26 protein-coding genes and 1 pseudogene are annotated in these 24,187 nt (G+C 39.3%); 14 read left to right on the top strand and 13 right to left on the bottom strand.

The features are described 5' to 3' along the window. Positions 1-59: 59 nt before the first annotated feature. From QQS40_RS07920 to QQS40_RS07890, 7 genes are all read left to right on the top strand, one after another. The gene (locus QQS40_RS07920; protein WP_289902079.1) at positions 60-1,454 is read left to right on the top strand and encodes a Fe-S-containing protein; all 1,395 of its coding nucleotides are present in this window, start codon (positions 60-62) and stop codon (positions 1,452-1,454) included. Next, positions 1,454-2,794, top strand: coding sequence for an ABC transporter permease (locus QQS40_RS07915; RefSeq protein WP_289902078.1), 1,341 nt, complete (start codon positions 1,454-1,456; stop codon positions 2,792-2,794). The genes QQS40_RS07920 and QQS40_RS07915 overlap by 1 nt, the downstream gene beginning before the upstream one ends. Next, positions 2,781-3,914, top strand: a complete 1,134-nt coding sequence (locus QQS40_RS07910) for an ABC transporter permease (protein WP_297569170.1) — start codon at positions 2,781-2,783, stop codon at positions 3,912-3,914. The genes QQS40_RS07915 and QQS40_RS07910 overlap by 14 nt, the downstream gene beginning before the upstream one ends. A 1-nt stretch (position 3,915) precedes the next feature. Then, the gene (locus tag QQS40_RS07905; RefSeq protein ID WP_289902076.1) at positions 3,916-4,587 is read left to right on the top strand and encodes an ABC transporter ATP-binding protein; all 672 of its coding nucleotides are present in this window, start codon (positions 3,916-3,918) and stop codon (positions 4,585-4,587) included. Then, positions 4,577-5,056, top strand: a complete 480-nt coding sequence (locus QQS40_RS07900) for a TlpA family protein disulfide reductase (protein ID WP_049357407.1) — start codon at positions 4,577-4,579, stop codon at positions 5,054-5,056. The genes QQS40_RS07905 and QQS40_RS07900 overlap by 11 nt, the downstream gene beginning before the upstream one ends. Before the next feature lie 5 nt (positions 5,057-5,061). Beyond that, a complete protein-coding gene (locus QQS40_RS07895; protein WP_049357409.1) occupies positions 5,062-5,385 on the top strand; it encodes a c-type cytochrome in 324 nt (107 codons plus the stop codon). A 101-nt stretch (positions 5,386-5,486) separates the two neighbouring features. Then, a complete protein-coding gene (locus QQS40_RS07890) occupies positions 5,487-6,101 on the top strand; it encodes a PM1805 family lipoprotein (RefSeq protein ID WP_289902075.1) in 615 nt (204 codons plus the stop codon). A gap of 123 nt (positions 6,102-6,224) precedes the next feature. On the opposite strand, the gene QQS40_RS07885 is transcribed toward QQS40_RS07890, so the two are convergent. From QQS40_RS07885 to QQS40_RS07855, 8 genes and pseudogenes are all read right to left on the bottom strand, one after another. After that, positions 6,225-6,659 (bottom strand): pseudoazurin, encoded by a 435-nt coding sequence (locus tag QQS40_RS07885; RefSeq protein WP_128787413.1) that lies wholly within the window; start codon positions 6,657-6,659, stop codon positions 6,225-6,227. Between the two features lie 13 nt (positions 6,660-6,672). Beyond that, positions 6,673-6,944 (bottom strand): annotated as a pseudogene (locus tag QQS40_RS11240) (ABC transporter ATP-binding protein); the annotation flags it as partial. Further along, positions 6,943-8,082 carry a cytochrome-c peroxidase gene (locus QQS40_RS07880; RefSeq protein WP_289902074.1) on the bottom strand — a complete coding sequence of 380 codons (1,140 nt, stop codon included), beginning with the start codon at positions 8,080-8,082 and terminating at the stop codon, positions 6,943-6,945. The pseudogene QQS40_RS11240 and the gene QQS40_RS07880, both read right to left, overlap by 2 nt. A gap of 79 nt (positions 8,083-8,161) precedes the next feature. Continuing rightward, positions 8,162-9,244, bottom strand: a complete 1,083-nt coding sequence (locus tag QQS40_RS07875) for a lytic murein transglycosylase (protein WP_289902073.1) — start codon at positions 9,242-9,244, stop codon at positions 8,162-8,164. A gap of 33 nt (positions 9,245-9,277) precedes the next feature. Continuing rightward, positions 9,278-10,081, bottom strand: coding sequence for a glycosyltransferase family 2 protein (locus QQS40_RS07870; protein WP_289902072.1), 804 nt, complete (start codon positions 10,079-10,081; stop codon positions 9,278-9,280). A gap of 22 nt (positions 10,082-10,103) precedes the next feature. Beyond that, complete coding sequence (locus tag QQS40_RS07865; protein WP_289902071.1) at positions 10,104-10,985, bottom strand: glycosyltransferase family 2 protein; 882 nt, start codon at positions 10,983-10,985, stop codon at positions 10,104-10,106. After that, on the bottom strand, positions 10,978-12,177 hold the full coding sequence (locus QQS40_RS07860) for a hypothetical protein (protein WP_297569161.1): 1,200 nt from the start codon (positions 12,175-12,177) through the stop codon (positions 10,978-10,980). The genes QQS40_RS07865 and QQS40_RS07860 overlap by 8 nt, the downstream gene beginning before the upstream one ends. Before the next feature lie 8 nt (positions 12,178-12,185). Next, positions 12,186-12,956, bottom strand: coding sequence for a glycosyltransferase family 25 protein (locus tag QQS40_RS07855; protein ID WP_297569187.1), 771 nt, complete (start codon positions 12,954-12,956; stop codon positions 12,186-12,188). A gap of 395 nt (positions 12,957-13,351) precedes the next feature. Between QQS40_RS07855 and purR the strand changes: the two genes are divergently transcribed. The 5 genes from purR (at position 13,352) to QQS40_RS07830 (ending at position 18,860) form a co-directional block, all read left to right on the top strand. After that, positions 13,352-14,362, top strand: a complete 1,011-nt coding sequence (gene purR / locus QQS40_RS07850) for an HTH-type transcriptional repressor PurR (protein ID WP_329504694.1) — start codon at positions 13,352-13,354, stop codon at positions 14,360-14,362. A gap of 175 nt (positions 14,363-14,537) precedes the next feature. Next, positions 14,538-17,177 (top strand): phosphoenolpyruvate carboxylase, encoded by a 2,640-nt coding sequence (gene ppc, locus QQS40_RS07845; protein ID WP_329504692.1) that lies wholly within the window; start codon positions 14,538-14,540, stop codon positions 17,175-17,177. 101 nt (positions 17,178-17,278) lie between these two features. Further along, positions 17,279-17,632: a helix-turn-helix domain-containing protein gene (locus QQS40_RS07840; RefSeq protein WP_128787400.1), complete on the top strand. Its 354-nt coding sequence runs from the start codon at positions 17,279-17,281 to the stop codon at positions 17,630-17,632. Then, positions 17,617-18,438 carry an IS3 family transposase gene (locus QQS40_RS07835; protein WP_128787665.1) on the top strand — a complete coding sequence of 274 codons (822 nt, stop codon included), beginning with the start codon at positions 17,617-17,619 and terminating at the stop codon, positions 18,436-18,438. The genes QQS40_RS07840 and QQS40_RS07835 overlap by 16 nt, the downstream gene beginning before the upstream one ends. 98 nt (positions 18,439-18,536) lie before the next feature. Further along, positions 18,537-18,860: an HI1450 family dsDNA-mimic protein gene (locus QQS40_RS07830; protein WP_049357433.1), complete on the top strand. Its 324-nt coding sequence runs from the start codon at positions 18,537-18,539 to the stop codon at positions 18,858-18,860. Between the two features lie 67 nt (positions 18,861-18,927). Here QQS40_RS07830 and hypE read toward each other — a convergent pair whose 3' ends face one another. From hypE to QQS40_RS07805, 5 genes are all read right to left on the bottom strand, one after another. After that, positions 18,928-19,941, bottom strand: coding sequence for a hydrogenase expression/formation protein HypE (hypE, locus tag QQS40_RS07825; RefSeq protein ID WP_289902067.1), 1,014 nt, complete (start codon positions 19,939-19,941; stop codon positions 18,928-18,930). 4 nt (positions 19,942-19,945) lie between these two features. Then, the gene (gene hypD / locus QQS40_RS07820) at positions 19,946-21,058 is read right to left on the bottom strand and encodes a hydrogenase formation protein HypD (RefSeq protein ID WP_289902066.1); all 1,113 of its coding nucleotides are present in this window, start codon (positions 21,056-21,058) and stop codon (positions 19,946-19,948) included. A gap of 9 nt (positions 21,059-21,067) precedes the next feature. Continuing rightward, on the bottom strand, positions 21,068-21,874 hold the full coding sequence (gene hypB / locus QQS40_RS07815) for a hydrogenase nickel incorporation protein HypB (protein ID WP_070590768.1): 807 nt from the start codon (positions 21,872-21,874) through the stop codon (positions 21,068-21,070). Between the two features lie 187 nt (positions 21,875-22,061). Next, a complete protein-coding gene (hypA, locus tag QQS40_RS07810; RefSeq protein WP_289902065.1) occupies positions 22,062-22,403 on the bottom strand; it encodes a hydrogenase maturation nickel metallochaperone HypA in 342 nt (113 codons plus the stop codon). 97 nt (positions 22,404-22,500) lie between these two features. Next, positions 22,501-22,914 carry a MerR family transcriptional regulator gene (locus tag QQS40_RS07805; RefSeq protein WP_128787424.1) on the bottom strand — a complete coding sequence of 138 codons (414 nt, stop codon included), beginning with the start codon at positions 22,912-22,914 and terminating at the stop codon, positions 22,501-22,503. Between the two features lie 85 nt (positions 22,915-22,999). On the opposite strand from QQS40_RS07805, the gene QQS40_RS07800 reads away from it, so the two are divergent. Both QQS40_RS07800 and QQS40_RS07795 read left to right on the top strand, forming a co-directional pair. Further along, positions 23,000-23,683, top strand: a complete 684-nt coding sequence (locus QQS40_RS07800) for a DUF4198 domain-containing protein (protein WP_289902064.1) — start codon at positions 23,000-23,002, stop codon at positions 23,681-23,683. Further along, on the top strand, positions 23,683-24,186 hold the full coding sequence (locus QQS40_RS07795; protein ID WP_289902063.1) for an HI_1622 family ECF transport-associated protein: 504 nt from the start codon (positions 23,683-23,685) through the stop codon (positions 24,184-24,186). The genes QQS40_RS07800 and QQS40_RS07795 overlap by 1 nt, the downstream gene beginning before the upstream one ends. Position 24,187: the final 1 nt, after the last annotated feature.

Below are 24,187 nucleotides of genomic sequence, written 5' to 3'. Positions count from 1 at the left end.
AATAGCATTTCATTTAACCTTAAAATATCGTCTGTTTTATCCTATTAAATGGTCAAACTATGAATTATTTTTTTACTTTCCTGCTTCAAGCACTTTTACCTTTTTCATTATTGCTCGGTGTTTATCACAGTAAACAATCCACTGTGAGTGCGAAAAAAATAATTTGGCTTAGCCTATTCGGTTTTATTGCCGGTATCGTACTGCGCCTTAGTTTACCTACGGGACAAATCACCAATTTAATCGTTAATGGCGTGATATTGACGCTGTTGACTATCTTTGCCTTATGTTTAATTTTCGGCAAAGGTCGCTTACCTGCCTTTTGGCAAACGGTATTAATGCTCATCGCTGGAAGCTTCTGGGCAAAAGATCCTAACATTACCGCTCTCGTTTCTACTGATGTTATCAATACCGATTCGATCTTACATATAAGTGCGGTCATTTTTGCCTTTGTTTTTTGTCTATGCTTACAAGGCTGGATCTATTTACTTCTAAAACAAGCGGTAAAAACACAACAAAAATCAACCGCACTTTTAAAAGGTGCTATTAGCCTTCTCTTAGTTTGCTTGCTTGTTCCACTTATCGGTGAACTCTTATTAATTTTAATGAAACTTCAGGTGCTTGAACTTACCAAGCCTCGTTTAAGTTTTGTTGCGAAATCAGGCGAAATCACTCGTTGGTTAAATTACATCTGTGCAACATTGCTCTTAGTTGTACTTGCCATCTTTTACGGCAAAATTCATTTATCACGCAAGCAACAAGTTAATACCACACAAGAACCGATTGAAAAACGCCAAAAATTAGCTGCATTACGTACCTCTTCTCACCTACTCGGTTGGGGCTATTTAGCTTTAGCGATTACTTTTGCAACGCAACTTTATTGGGAGCAAATTGCTTCTCGTCCCCCACAACTTTCAGAAGCAATTCCTGTTACCTTAGATGACAAGCAACAAGTTCGCATTCCGATTGAGCAAGTAAAAGACGGCAAATTACACCGTTTTGTTTGGATTGCTGATGATGGTAAAGCTGTGCGTTTCTTTGTCATTAATCGTCAGCCAGATAAATTGAGCTTAGCCGCAGTATTTGATGCCTGCTTGCTTTGTGGTGACCAAGGCTATGTGATGGAAGGTAACCAAGTCGTTTGCGTGGGTTGCGGCGTACATATGTTTATTCCATCTATTGGTAAACCGGGTGGCTGTAATCCTGTACCGATTGAAGATTGGCAACAAACTGAGACTGAAATTCTCATTAATCGAACCAGCTTAGAAGAAGGGCTGAATTTATTTAGCACGATTGTTGAAATCGATGTAAAAGATCCTATTAGTGGCACCCAAATGAAAAACACTAAAACAGAGCACAAATATAATTACGAAGGTAAGACTTACTTCTTTGAAAGCGAGAAAAATCTTGATTTATTCCGTGATAACCCTGAAAAATATTTAGGTAAGGGGGAATAATGCTAGCAAGAATGTTATTCCAATCTTGGCGTTTTAGCATAAAACGTAAATTTTTAGCCGTGGTGACTATTTTCTTGGCTGCGGGATTAGTCTCTGCGCTATTAGCTGTTTCTATTGATATCGGCGACAAAATGGCGAAAGAACTAAAATCTTACGGTGCCAATATTTTAGTTGAACCTGCGAGCAATGCAGCCTTGCCTGGCGAACTCAGCCATAACACAGATTTAAGTAGCCAAGATTTCCTCGATGAAAAAGAACTGCCGAATATTAAAGATATTTTCTGGCGAAATAACATTGTGGGATTTGCGCCATTATTAAGTGCAGATGTGAAAGCAGAAATTCTTTCTGCAAAAACGTATGAAAAATCGACCGCACTTGAACAAATTAATGTGCTTGGTACATTTTTCGATCACAACATTCCTGTACCAGACGAAGACGATTTCCATACTGGCCAAAAAATTATTAGCCCTTATTGGCATGTTCAAGGAGAATGGGTAAACGATCTTGAAATGCCTGAAGGTGAATTTATTCCTGCGATCATTGGTGAACAATTAGCACAACGAACTGGGTTAAAACAAGGCGATAAAATCAAGCTCCACTATCAAAATGATGAACTTGATAATCAAAGTGCGGTTGAAATTACCGGGATTTTATCTACTGGGGGCGCTGAAGATAATCAATTAGTCATGCCACTCAATGCCGTGCAAAAATTACTAGGTTTAGAAGGAAAAATTCAAGCGGTTAAAGTGTCTGCGCTTACTGTTCCGGAAAATGATCTTTCTCGCAAAGCACGTGCCAATACCGATGCATTGGATGCTGAAGAGTACGATCGTTGGTATTGTACAGCTTATGTTTCGTCTATTTCACATCAGTTAGAAGAAGCTATCTCTGGTGCTATTGTTCGCCCAATTTGGCAGGTTGCCGCATCAGAAGGTGTCGTCATTGGTAAAATCCAGTTATTGCTTGCTGTCGTGACTCTTGCTGCCTTAATCGCCGCTGCTATGGGCATTGCCTCATTAATGAGTACTGGGATCATTGAGCGCTCAAAAGAAATTGGTCTAATGAAGGCTTTAGGCGCATACCAATGGCAAATTGCTTTATTATTTTATTGTGAAGCCATTATCAGTGCCTTAATTGGTGGCACTCTTGGTTGTATTGCAGGTTGGGGCTTAGCAAGATTTATTGGTTCAGCGCTATTTGGCGTACCACTGAGTTTCGCTTGGATTGTCATCCCTTGCGTATTGATGCTGTCTATTTTAATTGCTGTGGTGGGCACTTGGTTCCCAGCCCATCGTATTGCCAAACTTTACCCTGTGGAGGTGCTGTATGGCCGCCAATAAAAGTATGTTTTGGCGTTTAATCTTCCAAGCATTACGCCTACGTTTACAACGGGTATTTATTATCTTCTCTGCGTTGACTGTCGGTGCGTCCATTGTGACCGCAATGGCTGCAGTATATTTTGATATTAATACCAAAATGAGCCAAGAGCTCCGTACTTTCGGGGCAAACTTTTACATTGGGGCTGCCAATGGTGGTTTGATGAAAGAACGCCAATTAAAACAAATTCTTCATCATGCACCGGATAATTTTATCACCGCTGCCAGCCCTTATTTATATGGTGTTGCACGAAGTGATTTAGAAAAAATCGTGATTATGGGCGTGTGGTTTGAAGATATGCGTGTGCTCGCGCCTTATTGGCAAATTACCGGTTCGTCCATTAATGTGAATTTTGACGATCGCCATGCCATGATTGGTAAAACCTTAGCTGAACGTCTTAATTTAGGCGTTGGGAGTAAGTTAAAGCTTTCCAAAAATGCCGTCGAAAAACATGAATTCACGATAAAAGGTATTGTTGAGGCAGGCGATGCCACAGACAACATGTTAATCGTTAGCTTAGAATTTGCACAAAGTTGGTTAGATAAAGAAGGATTGGCAAACAACGCCTTGCTCAATGTCAAAAATGAACAAGGTAACGTTGCACAATTTGCCCAAGACATTATGCAACGCCAACTCGATCTAACTGCTCGACCAATTCGAAAAGTCTCAGCGTCTGAAGGGCAGATTTTAGATAAAATTAAAGGATTGATGGGCTTAATCTCATTAGTCATTTTGATTCTCGCTACCCTTTGTGTGAACACCACGTTGATTGCGATTGTTGGTGAGCGAGCAAAAGAATTTGCACTACAAAAAGCCTTAGGTGCTAAACAAAGTGACATCATTAAACAGATTAGTACTGAGATTCTGATCATTGCACTTTGTGCTATTGTTGCGGGACTGATTCTCGGCTACATTTTGGCACAATTACTTGGATTAACCGTATTTAAATCTTACATTGATATGCGTCTACCGGTTATTCCTATTACTATCGTCTTATCGTTATTGGTTGCCTTTATTGCGGTGATTGTACCAACCAAACGCGCTTTAAATATTCAAACCGCAAATGTGTTGAAAGGGGAATAAAATGAGTGAATTTGTGATTGAAACGCAACATTTATATAAACGATTCGGGCAAGTCACTGCTTTAGAAGATATTAATATTCAAATTCGCCAAGGTGAATTTATTGCCATCATGGGGGCATCGGGTTCCGGTAAAACCACGCTCATGAATATTCTGACCGGTTTAGATACCGCCAGTGAAGGTAAAGTCATTTTAGATGGTGTCGATGCAGCCCAACTGGATGAAGTAGGTCGCCAACGTTTCCGAGCGGAAAAAATTGGTCTAGTTTTCCAACAATTCCATTTAATTCCTTATTTGACCGCACTTGAAAATGTGATGCTCGCACAGCACTATCACAGTGTGATTGATGAAGCGGCGGCTAAAGCGGTACTCGAGCAAGTGGGACTAGGTCATCGTATTGATCACCGTCCAAGCCAACTTTCCGGAGGCGAACAACAACGGGTATGTATTGCTCGTGCATTAGTGAACCAACCTCCGGTCATTTTTGCCGATGAACCTACGGGTAACCTCGATGAAAAAAATGAAGCGCTTGTACTGGATTTACTACAAGAGTTAAATCGTCAAGGTAGAACCATTGTGATGGTTACACACAATCCTGAATTGAGTGAGTTAACCAATCGTGTTATTTATCTCCACCACGGAAAATTTGTAAAAGAGGACATTCATGAAAAATAAATTCGTAAAACTACTTGCGATAAGTGCGGTCATTTTTGGCAGCGTTTCTTGTAAAGACGAAGTTGCGGCTATTGGTCAAAAAGCGCCAGACATCGCTGCCTATGATTTACAAGGTAAAGAGGTGAAACTTGATAATTGGCAAGGCACTCGCCTACTGACATTCTGGTCTGAAACCTGTGGTCGATGTGTCGCTGAGTTAAAAGAATTTGAAAAATTGGCTGAAGCTAATCCAAATAAAGTTCAACTTATCGCTATTAACGTAGATGGTGATAAAGTGGATACCAAAGCCGTAGTCGCCAAACGTCAGCTTATGCTGCCAGTTATCAAAGACCAATTAAAAATCACAGCGGAACGCTATCAGCTTATTGGCACGCCAACAAGCTTTGTGATCACACCTGAAGGCAATATTCAGGCTAAATATGAAGGGGCGATTCCCGCAGCAGATTTAGATAAATTATTTAAAGGCTAGCCAAAATGCAAAAACGAATTTACTTACTCTCTATTTTTTTACCCGTTTTAGGCTTTTTATTTGCGGCTCCAGCCCTTTCTGCCGAAGCTGACTTAGTGAAAGCAGAAAAGGTATATAAACGGTCTTGTGCAACTTGTCATGGAAAACAAGGCGAAAAACCAGCAATGGGTGAATCAAAAATCATTAATCAGCTAAAACCAGAAGAAATTTCAACCGCACTTTCAGAACGAAAAGCAGGAAATATTCCTAGCGCAGGAAGCCCTGCAAAACAACGTTTAAGTGAACAAGATATTCATAATTTAAGTGAATATATTCAAACACTAAAATAGTTTTTGAAATTTTTTTAAACTAATTTTAAAATACAAGGTCTTAAAAAGGGCTTAATTTTTATAAGCTAAGAAGTTTTTTATATATCAATAAAGGATTGTTTATGAACAAATTTACTAAAATCAGTGCAACTGCATTATTTGCATTATTCTTAACTGCTTGTGATAAACCAGCAGATAAACCAGCTCCGGCAAAACCTGAAACTACTCAGCCTGCGCCAGAAGCTAAACAAGAAGCAGCAAAACCTGCTGAAGCGGCTAAACCAGCTGAAGCAACTCCTGCTCAAGAACAAGCTGACTACAACAAATTACTTGAATGGAATGCAAGCCAAGCTCAAGCTCAAATGACTGCACAACAAAAACTTCAATCTGATTTAGCTGCTGCGGTTGAAGCAAAAGATGAAAAGAAAATTGAAGAAGCAATCAAAACTTTCAACAAAACTGTTGAAGATACTATTGCAAGCTTAGATAAATTAGAAGTTGCTTCACCTTCAGTGAAAAACATCAAAGATCAAAATAAAGAAGTACTTGCGTTATCAAGTGAATTATTAGTTGATCAATTAAACTTAGCAACTAAAGCACCAACTGAAGAACAAACTAAAGCTTACCAAGCTAAAGTTGAAAAACTACAAGCTGCAGTCGCTAAATTACAAAAAGACGGTGCTGATTTAGCACAAAAATTTGCACCTGCAGCACCAGCTGCTCCAGCTGCAAAATAATTAAGCGTTAAAGATGAAAAAAACCTTACTGTAACAAGTAAGGTTTTTTTATTTATAGCTAGACAGCATCTACCTATAAAATAAGATGCGCCAATCATTAAACTGGCGCATCGATTTCAATAATTATTTTACTTGAGCAAAATATTTTTCAAGACGACCTTTATTCGTCATGGATTTCTTCTCAAGATCTTTCACCACTTTCTCCGCTTGTTCTTTGTTTGGTAGATTATCACCCACTTGAATCACACCATTCATATTCATTGAACGGTGTACTGGACAACTATAAACATACACACCTTCTTTATCTAAAGTGATCGTAAGCTCTTGATCTTCTTCAGATTGGAATTTTTGTGCACCTTCAGGAATCGCTTTACTGTGTACAAAGTGGCTTTTATTTTCTGGACGAAATGTCACTGTATCTCCTGGTTGAACTTTTAAATAACCCGGTTCAAAAACCATTGAGCCTTCACTATTTGAATTTAACATTTTAATGTCATAATGTGCGGCTTGAGCAGTAAAACTTAAACCTACTAATGCTGCAAGTACAATTTTCTTCATTTTCATTTCCTTCTTAAGAATGTGCTGATTTACGTTGTGGACGAACCACTGCAAACCGGCACTACATTGCAATAATTCAACGTTTACATGATACAAACGATTAATGGTTTCGACTTGTAAAACATGATGAGCATCGCCTACGCCTTGCACTTTATCTTCACCAAGTAAAATCAACTCATCTGAAAATTGAGCGGCAAGACTTAAATCATGTAATACCATTATAGTAATCAGATTTTTCTGTTTCGTATAGGTGTAAACTTATTCTAATAGATTAATCTGATAATTATTCTTCGTAAGCTTCGTCAGTTAACGTTTTTAAGAATGCTTCTAATGCATTAATCTCTTCATCTGTAAGCGGTTTGGCTTTTAAAACATCAGGATTAATGGTTGGAGCATATTCGGCTTTATCCCACGCTTTTCCTGTTTCAGGATTGATTTTACGATTAGGATTATTAAAACTGTCTTTAAATAGCAAAACGGTTTTTAAATCACGGAAAACGCCGTTATGCATATAAGGTGCTGTGACACCAATGTTACGCAATGTTGGCACTTTAAATTTACCTTTTTGCTTTTCATCGCCTTTTACCATTGGATTATCCAATAGTCCATTATCCACATAATCAGCCGCAAGTTTATTTAACTTAATTAACGCTTGGTTACTTGGCACGCCGATATTGTAATAGCGATAATTCGTAAAGGTCTCTTTTACTGAATTCGCGTCACTTGATTGATGGCAATTACTGCAGTTTGTTCGTGTTTTATCGAAAAATAATGCCTTACCTTCCGATTCAAGTGCGGTCAATTCCGCTTCATTTTTTAATGCACGATCATATTTTGAAGAGAATTGCGCAAATAATTCATGCTTTTCGAACTCTGCAATGGCTTTTTCCATAATGGCATAGATTCTGTCGGTATCAGCCCAAATACTTTCACCATAAATATCTGTAATTGCCTTGTAATAAATTGAATTTGCTTTTAGACGTTCGACAATCGATTTTTTATCTGGCATGCCCATTTCCACTGGATTAATAGGTGGACCACCTGCTTGCTCGGCTAAATCTTTTGCACGCCCATCCCAGAATTGTCCGCCAACATAATCTTGAGTTTTTTCATCAAAATGAAAATCTGGTGAAAACATCGCATAAAGTGCCGTGTTGGCATTGCGATTACCATGAAGATGCGGATTATCTCCCTCGGAGACCATTTGATTTGCCGAATTTTTACGTTGATCCACAAAGGCCGTACCCGGGTTGTGACAAGTTGAGCAGCTTTGTGTTTTATTAAAAGAAAGCGATTTATCAAAAAACAGCACTTCACCCAATCCTTGATAATTCAATTCTTTTCCTTTAGCTTGATCAGCTAAGGTATAATTGCTCTGTATCAAAGGTGCAAACAATAAAATAGAAAGCCATTTTTTTTGCATCGTGTTCTCCAAATATTCAAATTATAGATAAAAAATAATCCAACAAAGCTTTGCTGGATTATAAAAGGAAAATAATTTTCTACAAGCCGGTGGCCATCTTAATGCGATCAGCAAACATACCAATACTCACGCCGAAATAGTTTGATTTGTTCCAATCTAAAATTGTGCGGTAGTTATTGGAGACCAAGAATGCACGGCCAACTTCTTTATCGGGACGAACTAACCAAAGATCGGCTTGCGAAAGTGCGGTCAATTTATCTTGTTCTTGTTGGCTGAAGCTCGCTAAGGTGATACCTTTGGATTGCCAGTCACTTAATGAACGAGCTTTGTTTTTCTCAATGCCTGAAAGCGATAAATCTAATGGTTGATTTAATGTGACTTCAACGCCCCAAGGCAATTTGTTATCCCAACCTACAGTGTGAAGATAATTTGCAATTGAAGCAAACGCATCAAATTGGTTCGTCCAAATGTCCTTCACACCATCATTATTACCATCTGCCGCATAATTCAAGAATGCACTTGGCATAAATTGAGTTTGTCCCATTGCGCCCGCCCAAGAGCCTAACATTCTGTGACGTTGAATATGATCACGTTCTAACATTTTCATCGCATTCACAAATTCTTTACTGAATAAGGCTTCACGTCTGCCATCAAATGCTAATGTGGCTAAAGCGGAAAGCACATCATAGCGACCTTGGTAGTGACCAAAGCTACTTTCCATACCCCATAAGGCAAGGATATATTCCTGTTGAACACCATAACGTTGGCTTGCTTGTTGTAATGGCGCTTGGACTTCCCAATAACGCTCTGCGGCAATATCCACTTTGTTTTGAGTCAGTACTTTATTCAAATAATTGGTTGTGCCGTTTGGATTGGGTAATTGAGGTTTATCTGCACTACGTTTACTTCTACCCGCTTGTGCACGATCTAAATCCACGGCCTTTTGCATATACTGAATATTATTCTGCGCATTTAATACTGAAGCCGATACACCTTCAGCCGCTGCTTTACCTTTTAAAAACTGTACATAATCATTGAAGTTATTTAAAGTTCTCGGTTTACTATAAATAGCACTACTATTTACCATTGAAACGCTCGAGCAGCCCACTAATAAAAGTGCGGTCGATAATGCCGTCATTTTTAACGTTGAGATTAAATTCATTTGTTTTCCTTTTTTAATTATCAAAATATCGCATTATTTGCGTAAAAATTGGTTATAAACCGCTTTCAATAACGAGGTTGGTAATAAGCGAGAACCTGAACGCAAGACAAAGGTGAATAGGCCTGAAAATAAACCTTGAATACCTAAGCGGTGTTTCAATTTAAATAAACGCCATTCTGCTTTCGCTTGGTTTAAACCTCGACGACGCCCGACCATGCCATTACCCACGCGGGCATAAACTAAAATGTCCGGCAAGTTTGCCACGTTTTGACCTTGTGCTACAAGCTTAATCCACAGGTAATAATCTTCCTGTAAATCCTCATATCCACCACAATTAATGACCGCACTTTTTTGATATGCCACCGTCATGTGATTGAACGGACAACGTTTTTGCGTAAATTTAACGATATCTTGTGCATCAGTCGGCACATGACGATATGCCACGATGTCTTGAATATTTTCGCCAAACTCAGCAATCTGCCCACCAAAAATAATCGTATCCGGATGTTGCTCAATAAACGCCACTTGTTTCGCAAAACGCTCTGGCACACAAATATCATCTGTGTCCATACGGAAGACCCAATCGTGAGAACAATGTTTTAATCCTTCATTGAGTGCTTTGCCTAAGCCTAAGTTCTTTGGCAACTTCACTAAGTTTAAGGGTAATTTGGTTTCGAATTCAGCAACCACGGCTTCCAATTCTGGTGTTACCGCACCATCAAACACCAATACGATCTCATCTGCTGGATGGGTTTGAGCCACTAAACTTTCAAAACATTCTCTTAAATATTGTGGATTTTCCTTAACGTATAAGGACATTAAAACTGAAAATTTCATACTTCTCTATCTAATAAGTTATCTATATAAACCGTTTCAAATTAATTGCCAATTTAGGTGAAATTAGAACCACAAAGGCAATAATTAGCTGCTTAATACTTTTCGTTAATTTAAAAATCTCAAAATAGTAAAAAGCCGCTTTACGGGATAAATTCATTATATGTGGGTAAGCCAACATATATTGTGCGTTGATGGCAAAATTCTTTTCTTGCTCTGCCGTTTTCACATAATTTTCACGGATATAATCAATCGCTTTTTGCGTATTAGTCGTATCCGTTGATACGCTAGAACGCTTAGTATGGAACGTACAATAAGTTAATGGTTCTGCTACTTTACACGCTTTAAACGTAGGATCTTGCACAAGTTTCAGCAAGAAATCATAGTCTTCCAATGAACGAAGTGCGGTTGATAATCCGCCAATTTTTAAAAACAGATCTTTTTTCACCCCAATCATCGGCATACCACCAATTTTATTCGCCAGTAAAATTCGTTCAACGCTGATCTCTTGTGGCTCAATTGGGTTGGTCACATAGCTAAAGCCTTCATTCACCATTTCACATTTAGCTGGATGGTAAACAAAGTTAACATCAGCATGCTCGGTAATCACATCGGCTAATTTCTGACATTTATCATTTGCAAAACGATCATCATCATCAAGGAATAACAACCAATCATTATCGGCATTTCTTGCCCCGATATTACGGCTTTCTGCTGCCCCTTGGTTGGTTTCGTTACGAATAACTTTAACTGCAAATGGATAAGATTGTGTCACTTCAACGGGTTCTTTAGAACAATCATCCACAATCACCACATCAAAATTATAAGTGGTTTGCTTGGTTAAACTTTCCAATAACGCAGGAATTTCTTCTTTCCGATTATAAGAAGGCACGATGATACTAAACATCTTTCGGCTCCTTTTGTTTAAATAAAATAAGTTGTTTACCGTGAGTGCCAAAAAGCGATAAGAACATCAGCATGACAAACATAATGCCCGGGAAAGCAAAGGTGTCTGCTTTGATATTACAGAACGCTAAAATCACAAAGGCAGAAAGGATAAATTTCCAGCTGCCATCAAACCAGTTTAAGGCAACTTTGCGTACAAAATAGAATGTCACGGCAAAACACACTAAAGCATAAGACACACCACCATAAAGAATTTGGCGTAAGAAACCAGAGTCCGTATGCCCATAATAACGACCGACTTCTAACTCACCTGTCATATACATACCATCGCCATAAATGAACTGCTTGAGCGTTGGCATAAAGAGGTGGTTTTTCATCAAGGTATCTGTTGACGAACTGACAAATCCTTCACCGTGTAATAAATTAATCACGGGTTCTAAAGCATGTGCAACATAAGGATTTTCTGGTAAGAAATACGCCAATAACAAGACCAAAATAGCAAATGCAATGAGTGATGGAACATAACGCCATTTGAAATACACTAAAATGCTCACAACCGATAACAGAAGGAATGTACGTCCTGAAATTAATCCGATACATAGCATAAAAAACACTAAAATACTTGGAAGTGTATTATGTTTAGCGTTGTAAGCCAGTAAGAAATGCAACAGCATTAAATAGAATAAACTCAGTTGGAAAAAGGCGGTTGCGGTGATGTTATATAAGCGATATTCCTGCTCTGAACCATAAAAACGTGCGGGCAACACTGCATTGGTTGAAAGCAAGAAATCGATCACAAATGATGCGCCGAGCAAGCCAATGATGCCCACTGCAAATTGCACCACTACACCAATTTGCAAATCTCGCACGACTCGTTGTTGTCCGTTTGCATTGGCATAAAACGCATTATACAGTCCCACGCCTAAGAGGAATAAAATCAATTCCTTCACATACATGGTGATAACTGAAAGATCTTTTGTGCCATTAAGTAATAACGGAATCACACTGAAAACAATCAATCCGCCTAAAACAGCAAGACTGTCTAAAGGCAAAATGATGCCTTGCGGTTTCTGCTTTTTAATGTACTGATAAGCCAAAACAACCAATGCAGCCAAGCCCGCGACGAATGACATTCGTACGACATGGAACAGCCAAGGATCGTAAAGATAAAAAAGGTTAAAAAGTGCGGTCATTTTTTACGTTATTTTCCTAAATTCTTTTTCACCGCTAAGATTTTTTTGAGCGGATATTTCATTAATTTCTTTACTAAATTATTAGATTTTGAACCACGAATCGCTTCCAAATTACTCACTAACTGTGGATTTTCAATGGCCACAAGCGGACGAACCACATTGTTATTGATTTGGAATTGGGTTTCAAATAATAAGAAATCATCAGCCAGCCAAAACGGCTTTTCTTGTTTGAGTTGCTTTAAAAATGCACGTGCCGCTGATTTTTTAATTAAGTATGCTACCGTGCCTGCAAAATAACTTTTATATGGGTAAGCTACGGTGACATCACCCACTGTTTGACGTAAAAATGAGAAGGTTGTCGGATAATTAATTTCCAATTCCACATCATCAAATTCCGCAATTTTTGACTGCCCGATTAATACAATATCTGCATCGCATTTTTCGGTTAAAAGTGCGGTTGTGTTTGGCGATAAATTAGCGTTAAATAACGCATCATCTTCACAGACTAACGCATAGTCATTTTCCGTCACATTTTGATCTTCTACGATCTGACGATAAACCGCTAAATGGCTTAATGTACAACCAATTTCGCCTTTTGTGACGTTGCGTCCATAATGCTGTTCAAACTTCGTTGGATTGAATACTTCAGCCAATTCATCCCACTCTTTTTGCATGGTATTAATCGCTGAAAATACAGCAAAATCGGCGGTATCAGGTTGAGCAAAAAACAGCTCACGACGCTGAACATCTTTATCTAGTGAAATCAAATATTTATTCATCATTATCTCAATTTAGTTTTTGCGTTATTTTGATTGCAACAAACGAAAATAGTTGCAAATTATACTAAAGAAATAGCCAGTTGGCATTGCTTTTAGCTCGGAGACAAAAAACAACCAAAAAAATAACCGCACTTTAATTGCTTAAAGCGCGGTTAATCCTAAATATGTTTTTCTTTCTATTAAAAAATTGCAACAGCTAAACCAACTACAACACTTAAAGAAAGTACTACTGTTAGCATCGCGTAACCAAAATCACCCATTTTAATTTCCCACTTGTTTAGTTAAAGATATCCTATTCTAACAATAAAGTACGTTTTTTCAAAAAATTTTTATAATCTGCTTAACCTCTTTAGTTTCAATCTTTATAATAGAAAAAATTTTCTAGAGGCAAAATTATGGCAACAATTAAAGATGTCGCGAAGATGGCTGGTGTTTCAACTACCACAGTTTCCCATGTAATTAATAAAACCCGTTTTGTAGCAAAAGAAACCGAAGAAGCGGTGATGCAAGCCATTAAAAACTTGAAATATTCACCTAGTGCTGTTGCGCGGAGTTTGAAAGTCAATACGACAAAATCTATTGGGATGATTGTTACCACTAGTGAATCCCCTTATTTTGCTGAAATCATTCATGCCGTTGAAGATCATTGTTATCGCCAAAGCTATTCATTGTTTTTATGTAACACACAAAATGATCCAGAAAAGATTAAAAACCATTTAGACATGCTTGCCAAAAAACGTGTAGATGGCTTATTAGTCATGTGTTCTGAATATACATCCCATTCACTTGATATCCTTTCTAACGCAGCTGACATACCAATGGTTGTAATGGACTGGGGGCCTAATACTGATACAGATGTCATTGAAGATAATAGCTCTACGGGCGGATATATTGCGACTAAGCACTTAATTGATTGTGGTCATAAAGCCATTGGTCTTATTGCGGGGGAATTGGATAAAACTACCGCAAGAACACGTTATGAAGGTTTTGTGAAAGCCATGAATGAAGCCAATCTGCCAATTCATGAAAATTGGATTATGGAAGGTTTCTTCGAGCCTGAAGATGGTTACGAGTGTATGAATAAAATTCTCGTACAAGACAGCCTACCTACTGCTGTCTTCTGCTGTAATGATGTGATGGCATTAGGTGCAATTTCTGCTATTACAGAAAAAGGCTTGCGCGTGCCTGATGATATTTCGATTATTGGCTATGACAATATTCACTCATCACGTTTCTATGCACCGCCACTCACCACGATTCACCAATCTAAATCACGTTTAGGTGCACAGGCGGTTAATCTGTTATTTGAACGAATCGCCAATAAAGATAACGACAGCCACGAAAAACATCGTATTGCGATCCATCCAGAATTGGTACTACGAAAATCAGTCCGTACACTTGCATAAACATTAAATTTTTTGACCGCACTTTAAATTTTATCTAAAAAAGTGCGGTCTTTTTTTACTTATTTTCAGCTTTTTTGATTTAATACAAGTTTTCGACGTATAGCATTTGATCCCGATACATATTTTTGGTTATATCTCTCCTGGTTTTATTTTATTTTTCTTTATCGGAGTTCATATGACTAATGAGTATCGCACTCTCCGCCATAATATTAATATGTTAGGGCGTTTTCTTGGAGAAACCATTAATGATGCGCAAGGCGAAGACATTCTTACCTTGATTGAAAAGGTTCGCCAATTATCCAAACAATCTCGAGCGGGCGATAGCCAAGCGCGTAAAACATTGTTGGATACTCTTTCCACCATTTCTAACGAAAACATTATTCCCGTTGCGCGTGCATTCAGCCATTTTCTTAACTTAACAAATATCGCTGAACAATACCAAACGGTCTCTCGCCAACATAAAGATTTACAATCCTCTAACCGTTCATTAAGTGCTTTATTTCAACGCTTAAAAGCACAAAATGCCTCAAAAGAAGAGGTTTACAAAACCATTGAAAACTTGCTCATTGAGCTTGTATTAACGGCACATCCAACCGAAACTACACGTCGTTCTTTAGTCCATAAACACGTTGAGATCAATAAATGCTTAAGCAAATTAGAGCACGATGATTTAACGCCTAAAGAACGCGGTATTATTGAACGATTGCTACTTCGTTTAATTGCTGAAGCGTGGCACACTAATGAGATCCGCACTGTTCGCCCGACGCCATTCGATGAAGCAAAATGGGGCTATGCCATGATCGAAAATAGCCTATGGCAAGGCGTGCCGGAATTCTTACGTCAATTAAATGAACATTCTCGTGAATTCTTAGGCTACGACTTACCTGTGGGCTTACGTCCTGTCCGAATTTCTTCTTGGATGGGCGGTGACCGTGATGGTAACCCGTTTGTCACCTCAAAAATAACCCAACAAGTGCTCTATCTTGCTCGTTGGAAAGCAGCGGATTTATTCTTAAATGACATCAAATCTCTTGCCGATGAATTATCCATGGTGAAATGCACACCAGACTTTACCGCAAAATATGGTGAACATTTAGAGCCTTATCGTTTTGTGGTCAAACAACTTCGTGAAAAACTTATCGGGACTCTTGATTACTTTGAAGATTGCATGGCAAATCGTCCGCCTCGTGTAAGTCAGGCGGATATCATCATGGAAGATAATCAACTTTGGGAACCGCTCTATGATTGCTATCAATCATTAATGGCGTGTGGCATGCGTATTATTGCCAATGGATCCTTATTGGATATTTTGCACCGTATTCGCTGTTTTGGGGTCACCCTTTCACAAATGGATATCCGTCAAGAAAGCACGCGTCATACCGATGCGATTGCTGAAATCACCCGTTATCTTGGCATTGGTGATTATGCACAATGGAGCGAAGCAGAAAAACAATCTTTCTTGGTTCGTGAATTAAATTCTCGCCGTCCATTAATTCCAGCCCATTGGGAGCCGTCTGCTGAAACCCAAGAGATTTTAGAGACTTGCAAAGTCATTGCCCAACAAAAACAAGGCGTGATTGCTTGCTATATTATTTCAATGGCAAGAAGTGCCTCTGATGTGCTTGCTGTGCATTTATTATTAAAAGAAGCGGGCGTGCCTTATCACATTCCTGTCGTACCACTCTTTGAAACCTTAGATGACTTAGATGCCTCTGAAGGTGTCATGCGTCAATTGTTTAATATTGGTTGGTATCGTGGCGTGATTAACAATCATCAAATGGTGATGATTGGTTATTCTGACTCAGCCAAAGATGCGGGAATGATGGCAGCTTCATGGGCACAATATCGTGCACAAGAAGCATTAGTCAATTTAACCGAAGAACTGGGTATTGAACTCACTTTATTCCATGGTCGTGGCGGTACAATCGGTCGAGGTGGTGCACCTGCACATGCAGCATTACTTTCTCAACCTCCACGTTCACTCAAAAATGGTTTACGTGTGACTGAACAAGGGGAAATGATCCGCTTTAAACTGGGTTTACCTGAAGTCGCAGTTGAAACCTTTGATCTTTACGCGAGTGCAATTTTAGAAGCAAACTTACTTCCACCACCAGAACCAAAAGCAGAATGGCGTGCGGTCATGGATGAGCTTTCCGTTACTTCATGTGACATTTACCGTCGTGTTGTTCGTGGAGATAAAGACTTCGTGCCTTATTTCCGCAGTGCTACACCGGAACAAGAACTGTCTAAACTACCACTTGGATCTCGCCCTGCAAAACGTAATCCAAATGGTGGCGTAGAAAGCTTACGTGCCATTCCATGGATTTTTGCTTGGATGCAAAACCGTTTAATGCTACCAGCATGGCTTGGTGCAGGGGCGGCAATTCAAAAAATTGTGGATGAAGGCAAAGGTCATATTATTGAAGAAATGTGTAAAGCGTGGCCATTCTTCTCTACTCGTGTAGGCATGTTAGAAATGGTGTTCAGTAAAACCGATACTTGGCTTTCAGAGCAATATGATCATAACTTAGTGAAAAAAGAGCTTTGGTACTTAGGTGAGAATCTGCGTAACCAACTGAATGCAGATATTAAAACCGTGCTTTCGCTTTCTCACAAAGATGAATTAATGGCGGACTTGCCATGGATCGCCGATTCTATTGCGTTACGTAATGTTTATACGGATCCACTCAATCTCCTTCAAGTGGAATTGCTCCGCCGTTTCCGTGAATCGCCTGAAAACCCAAGCCCTGATGTCGAACAAGCCTTGATGATTACCATCACAGGTATTGCCGCAGGTATGCGGAATACGGGCTAATTACGGCAACTAAAAATAAGTGCGGCCAAAAATAATGATAAATTTGATCTGCACCCCAAAAGTTGGACTCAACAAACCAACAATTGAGGTGCAGATTTTTTATGGGTAAACACTACACAATCGAATTTAAATTACAAATTCTTCAACCTATTTTGAATGGAAAAATGAGTATTAGAGAAGCAGCTCGTTTTTACAATATTCCTTCCAACGCCCTAGTCGGGACATGGTTGAAACGGTTTGAAAAAAGTGGCATAAAGGGACTTATTCCCCGTAAACCATCAGGACGACCGCCTATGAAACCTAAATATGCCAGAATGCCACCGCCACCCAAAACTGAAGAAGACCGTTTACGCCTGAGAATTTTACAGCTTGAAGCGGAGGTAGCCTACCTAAAGGAGTTGAGAAGGCTCAGACTTCAGGACGAAGCCGAGCAACGGAAATTATCCAAAGGTTAAGAACACGCTATCCGTTAAAATGGCTTTTAGGCTTTGCACAGTTAGCGCGTAGTACGTTTTTTGCGAAACTTCAGATTAAACCGGATAAGGATGAGGAGCTGAAAAAGGCCATTAAACGCATCAAAGCCAATCATCCTGATTATGGCTACCGACGTGTTCATGCCAGCTTGCCAGGCGTGAATCATAAAAAAGTTCAACGTTTAATGCAGACACTTGGGCTTCAAGTGCGGTCAAGAAAAAGCAAGAAATTTACCACCTATCGAGGCACGATAGGGGTAATTGCACCGAATCATCTTGAACGCGATTTTAGTGCAACGGCCCCGAAACAAAAATGGGTGACAGATATCACCGAGTTTAAGGCGAAAGATGGGAGTAAAGTCTATTTATCTCCAATTTTAGACTTATTTAACAATGAGATAGTCTCCTATAATCTCAGCTATTCCCCAAATTGGGCGCAAGTAGAGGACATGTTAATGCAAGCCGTCAAAGGATTAAATAAAGCTTGTGGTGTCATTTTACATTCAGACCAGGGATGGCAATATCAAATGGTAGCTTATCGTCGAATTTTAGCTGAACATGGCATCATTCAAAGTATGTCGAGAAAAGGGAATTGCTTGGACAATGCCGCAATGGAAAGTTTCTTTGGGCGATTAAAAACGGAATGTTTTTATGGTCGGGAATTTAAAACAAAAGAAGAGATAGTTGATGCTGTCAGAGATTATTTGGATTACTATAATCATCGACGGATTCAACTAAAATTAAAAGGACTGAGTCCGATACAATATCGAAAACAATCCTTTAAATAACAGTCTAACTTTTTGGGGTCAGATCAATTTGACCGCACTTTTTGTTTTGTATTTCTTGCGGTATCATACGCACAATTGACTTAATGAAGGAAAACCCAATGACAACTGATATTCAAAAACTCGATCCCGATGCAGCGATTGATCTTGCTTATGATATTTTCTTAGAGATGGCAGGTGAAAATCTCGATCCCGCTGATATTATGCTATTCAATCTGCAATTTGAAGATCGTGGAGCTGTCGAGTTTGTCGAAACAGCAGACGATTGGGAACAAGAAATTGGGGTGTTAATCGATCCTGACGCTTTTGCTGAAGTTTGGGTAGGGTTAGTGAATGAGAAAGATGAAATGGATGATGTGTTTGCAAAATTCTTAATTTCACACCGAGAAGAAGATCGTGAATTCCACGTTATTTGGAAAAAATAATCACTCTTCTCTATATATCAATTGATAAACTAAAACCGGTTTAATTTTAAATTAAACCGGTTTTTGCTTAACAAATTCGTGGTAAAGGTTCGTTGCGTGGTAAGTCTAATAAACGACTTTGACCGAAAAGACCAACAGCACGAACTTTGCCATCAGTCGTTACCTCGCCGATTACGGTCGCATTTTCACCTAATGGATGGCGACGAAGTGCGGTCAGAATTTCTGCTGTTTTTTCTTTATCCACCACAATCACCAATTTACCTTCATTAGCAAAATTTAATGCATCCAAACCGAGTAATTCGCAAATACCGCGTACTTCCTGACGAATCGGTAAAATCGTTTCATCAATTTGAATCCCCACTTTCTGTGCCTGTGCAAATTCATGAAGTACCGCATTCACACCACCACGAGTTGCATCGCGTACAGCTTTAACCCCTTCAATCGGACGAATACAATCAATAAGCGGGGCAAGCACGGCACAATCACTGCATAAATCTGTTTGAATACCGAGATTTTCGCGTAAATTCAAAATGGTTGCACCATGATCACCCAAAGTACCACTCACGATAATCTGATCACCTGGTTGAATGCGATGTACGCCCCAGTCAAGTCCGTTTGGAATCACACCAATGCCTGCCGTATTGATAAACACTTTATCTATCGCGCCTTTTTGTACCACTTTGGTATCACCGGTTACCACTTGAATACCGGCTGACTGGCAGGCTTTTGCCATGGATTGAATCAATTTTTTTAAAGTTTCTAGTGGTAAACCTTCTTCCAAAATGAAACCACAGGATAAATATTTTGGTACAGCACCACATACCGCTACATCGTTAGCTGTACCACATACAGCCAATTTGCCGATATCACCACCAGGGAAAAAAATCGGATCAATCACAAAGCTATCGGTAGAAAATGACAGAGTCCCACCTAAAGCATTCAACTCTTGTAAAGCAATGCGAGCCTGATCTTCGCCTTGTGAAAGTATTGGGTTATCAAATGCCTCGACAAAATAATCGCGGATCAACTCTTGCATTGTGGCACCACCATTTCCGTGTGCCATTGTAATAAAATCAGTCATTGTTTTATTCTCGTCTGTATTGATAATAGGCCGCACATGCCCCTTCGGAAGACACCATCAACGCACCATAAGCATTGTCTGGATTACATTTTTTAGCAAATAATGGGCAATCCGCCGGCTTGCATTTACCGATTAATACATCACCGCAGCGAGAGTCAGGATCATCTGCAACTTGATGTGGCTGACAAGCAAAATGAGCTTCTGCATCAAAGCATTGATAATCATCTGTCAGTTCTACACCCGATTCGGCAATTTCGCCCAATCCACGCCATTCGCTGCTGGCTTTCAAGCGGAATACTTCGCTTATTGCCTGTTGAGCCAACAGATTGCCATGTTGGTGCACAATGCGTTTATACTGGTTTTCCACTTCACAGCGTTGTTCAGCAATCTGTGTTACCAACATTAAAATTGCTTGTAGGATATCTAAAGGTTCAAAACCAGTGATCACAAAAGGCTTATGATAGGTGTCACACAATTCTTGGTAAGGTTCAGAACCAATCACCATGCTGACATGACCGGGCGCAATAAAGCCGTCAATTTTTACTTGTCCTTGCGACAATAAGCTGTGTAATGTCGGGATGATAGTAATATTTTGGCATACCACAAAAAAGTTTTTTAACTGCTGTTTTTTCGCTTGTTGCAAGGTAATCGCGGCACTTGGCATCGTCGTTTCAAAACCGAGTGAAAAGAATACGACTTTTTTGTCTGGATTATTTGATGCGATATTCAATGCATCGAGCGGTGAATAAACGATACGAACATCCGCGCCCTGAGCTTTGGCTTCTAATAATGAGCCTAAACGTCCGCGCACTCGCATCGCATCACCGAAAGTACAGAAAATGACTTCTGGACGACGAGCAATCTCAATACAGACATCAATTCGCCCCATCGGTAAGACACATACTGGGCAGCCTGGACCGTGAATAAATTCGATACTTTTCGGTAATAAACGATCAAGCCCAAATTTAAAAATGGTATGAGTATGTCCGCCGCAGACCTCCATCAGATATAACGGATTTTCTGGCGTAAAGTGCGGTTGTTTTTCCATTATTTTTTGTAATCGCTGCAACAGACTTTTAGCCAGTTCAGGATCACGAAATTCATCAACAAACTGCATTTGATGCTCCTATCGTTCTTGCGCTTTTAACCAGTCTAGCCATTGCTGTAATCCTTCTCCACTTTGAGAAGACAACTGGATAACCTCAATTGTTGGATTCACTTGTTTCGCATAAGCAATACATTTTTCCACATCGAAATTTAAGTACGGCAGTAAATCCACTTTGTTTAAAATCATTAACTTAGAAGCCGCAAACATATGTGGATATTTGAGTGGTTTATCTTCACCTTCTGTTACAGATAAAATCACTACTTTGGCATGCTCACCTAAATCAAATTCTGATGGGCAGACTAGGTTTCCGACATTTTCAATAAACATCAGACTATTTTCCTGTGGCTGCAATTTCACCAATGCATTACCAATCATTTGTGCATCTAAATGACAACCTTTACCCGTATTAACTTGAATTGCTGGCACACCGGTTTGACGAATACGATCCGCATCGTTTTCTGTTTGTTGATCGCCCTCGATCACATAACAAGGATAGTCATTTTTTAATGCATTTAACGTAGTCGTCAATAAGGTTGTTTTGCCTGAACCAGGACTTGAAACAAGATTAAGTGCCAAAATATGCTGATTCGCAAAAAAACGACGATTCATATCGGCTAATTGATTGTTGGCACCAAGAATATCTTGTTCTACTTTCAGTAATCGTTGCTGTGTTTCTTCTTGTTGCGGCGTGTCTGGCATGCGGAAGGAGGAGTGAGAAAAATTAGGTAGTTTTGTCGCATGTTGCGCATTGGAATCATGATGAACATGCGGTAATTCACCGATTCTGACTTGGTCTGGATGGCCACAGCCACAGGTTGTACACATAAGTCACCTCAATAATTTTTCGTTTATTCTGTAAATGCTTAGAATCTATGCTAATTCATGTGTGTTAGAATACCATATTCTCAATGTTAAATATATTCTTTGAAGAGAGATAAACACATACTATCAATCAGTTAGCGGGTTTTATATTCAAAAGTCAGACGACATTCTAACCAATTAAAATACTCTGCTATTTTACGGCAATTTCTTTCACTCTAAATTCTGTGCCGCTTCGACGTTGTAAACATGCACTGTGACAATGTGGACAGCAATCCTGATAGGCCTCAATCTCTACTTCCTTTTGACATTGCCAGCACCATGCTATCGCGGGTAAATGAATAAAATGTAATTGGCAATTTTCAGCAACAGTATCTTTACGCATAATTTCAAAGCAAAATTCAACCGCACTTTGCTCGACACAAGACAGTGCTCCAATTTCTAGCCAGATATCTGTCACTTCATGGATGTTATGCTTTTTCTGTTGCTGTTCAATAATTTCCATCATGTTCTGACAGAGGGACATTTCGTGCATGATTTTCTCCTTAGGATAAAAAGCAGTATGTTTTAATTCTGCTCTTTTTACTATTCATTTTCTGAGTTTCAATATTCACCCGTGTTGGCATTATACTTTATTTCAACGGCACAAAATTAATGCCACTGTGCTGCAATAAAGTGTTCATTAAATCATTATTTTGCTCAAAGTGACTACATTTACCTTTGAGCTGAATTAAGCGAAGTCTCAAGTGAGCTAATTCATGGATCCGTTTTGATACTTCTCGAATATGTCGATCTAGCAGCTCATTGATTTCCCTTTCCTGCTCTTGAGTGGCACATTGCGGATTCAGCAACATTTTGATTTCTTTTAGTGAAATATCCAAACTGCGGCAATAACAAATAAAAGAAAGTTGTTTCAAATGCTCTTCCGTATAAACACGAAAATTACCGCTCGTTCGTTTGGCGGGTTCGATTAATCCTTGCTTTTCATAGAAACGTACGGCCTCCACCGTACAGCCAACGATATTGGCTAGTTGACCAATTTTCATTTTTATAAAATTACACTTGACTCTGAAGTTACTTCATATTTTATACTTTATCATAGTATTCACATGTTAGAAAAGGAGAACTTCCATGAAAAAAACAGCATTGTTTATTACCGCACTATTCGGTGCTTCACTTGCTAATGCACATAATGTTTGGTTGGAGCCTGCTAAGGATGCAAAAGGGCAATATGTGGTTAAATTTGGTCATGAGGAAACTGAAACCTATCCTCAAAGCAAATTAAAAGTGGTACGCCTACTCGATGCTAAGGGCCAATTGCAAAATGCCACTGTAAACTTTAAGGAAGGCGAAGCACACTTTGCTGCACCAGATGCAGCCATCGCTTTTATTCGCTTTGATAATGGTGTTTGGTCAAAATTACCTAGCGGTAAATATGTCGAAAAAACCAAACAACAGGCACCTGAAGCTGTACGCAGTGTTAATCCAATCAAATTCGGTAAAGCCATTTTACACTGGGATACGCAAGCAAATAAATCACACAATATGGATTATGAATTAATCCCTCAAAGTGAACCGAAAGCGGGACAACCACTCGATATTCTCGTGTTAGTAAAAGGTAAACCTGTGCAAGGCATCAAAGTGGGGTTAGGCGAAGATCACCCATTCAACTTAACCAATGAAAAAGGTATCGCACAATTCACCCCTAAAGCGGGTTATAACAAAGTTTGGGCTGAATTTGACGAGCCAGTTAAAGAAAACCCTGACTATACCGAGCGCAGTGTTGAATATATGCTGACTTTTGATGCAAAATAATGAAAAGAGTTATATTTTTAACCGCACTTTTCACCTGGCTGTGCGCACCATCAGCATTGGCTCATAGTTTGCATGTTTTTGCACAATATGATGGACGCACAGTCTCTGGTAAAGCCTATTATTCCGATATGACCCCTGCGGCAGAAACTTATATGGAAATTTTGCAAGCAGGCCAGGACTCTCCTCTATTGGAAGGCAAAACGGATCGCGATGGGCAATTTGCCTATCCGATCAATACGACTACCGAAGGTGCCATTAAAGTGGTGATAGAAGGTGAAGAAGGACATCGAGCCTCAATTGTTGCCAACAGAGTATCTGCACAAACCACTAATAACAGTAACAATGCATTGATGTTGGTTCGCGAAGATATTTCTAAATTAAAAGACAAAATTTACCTGCACGATATTATTGGTGGTATCGGTTATATTGTTGGTATTTTTGGCTTATGGGCATTGATTAGAGCCTCAAAGATGACGCGTGCGTCGCAATCTAAGGAAAGATAAT

The organism is Haemophilus parainfluenzae (genome assembly GCF_036288925.1).
Taxonomy (GTDB): domain Bacteria; phylum Pseudomonadota; class Gammaproteobacteria; order Enterobacterales; family Pasteurellaceae; genus Haemophilus_D.
This window is presented reverse-complemented; position numbering and strand designations above follow the sequence as displayed.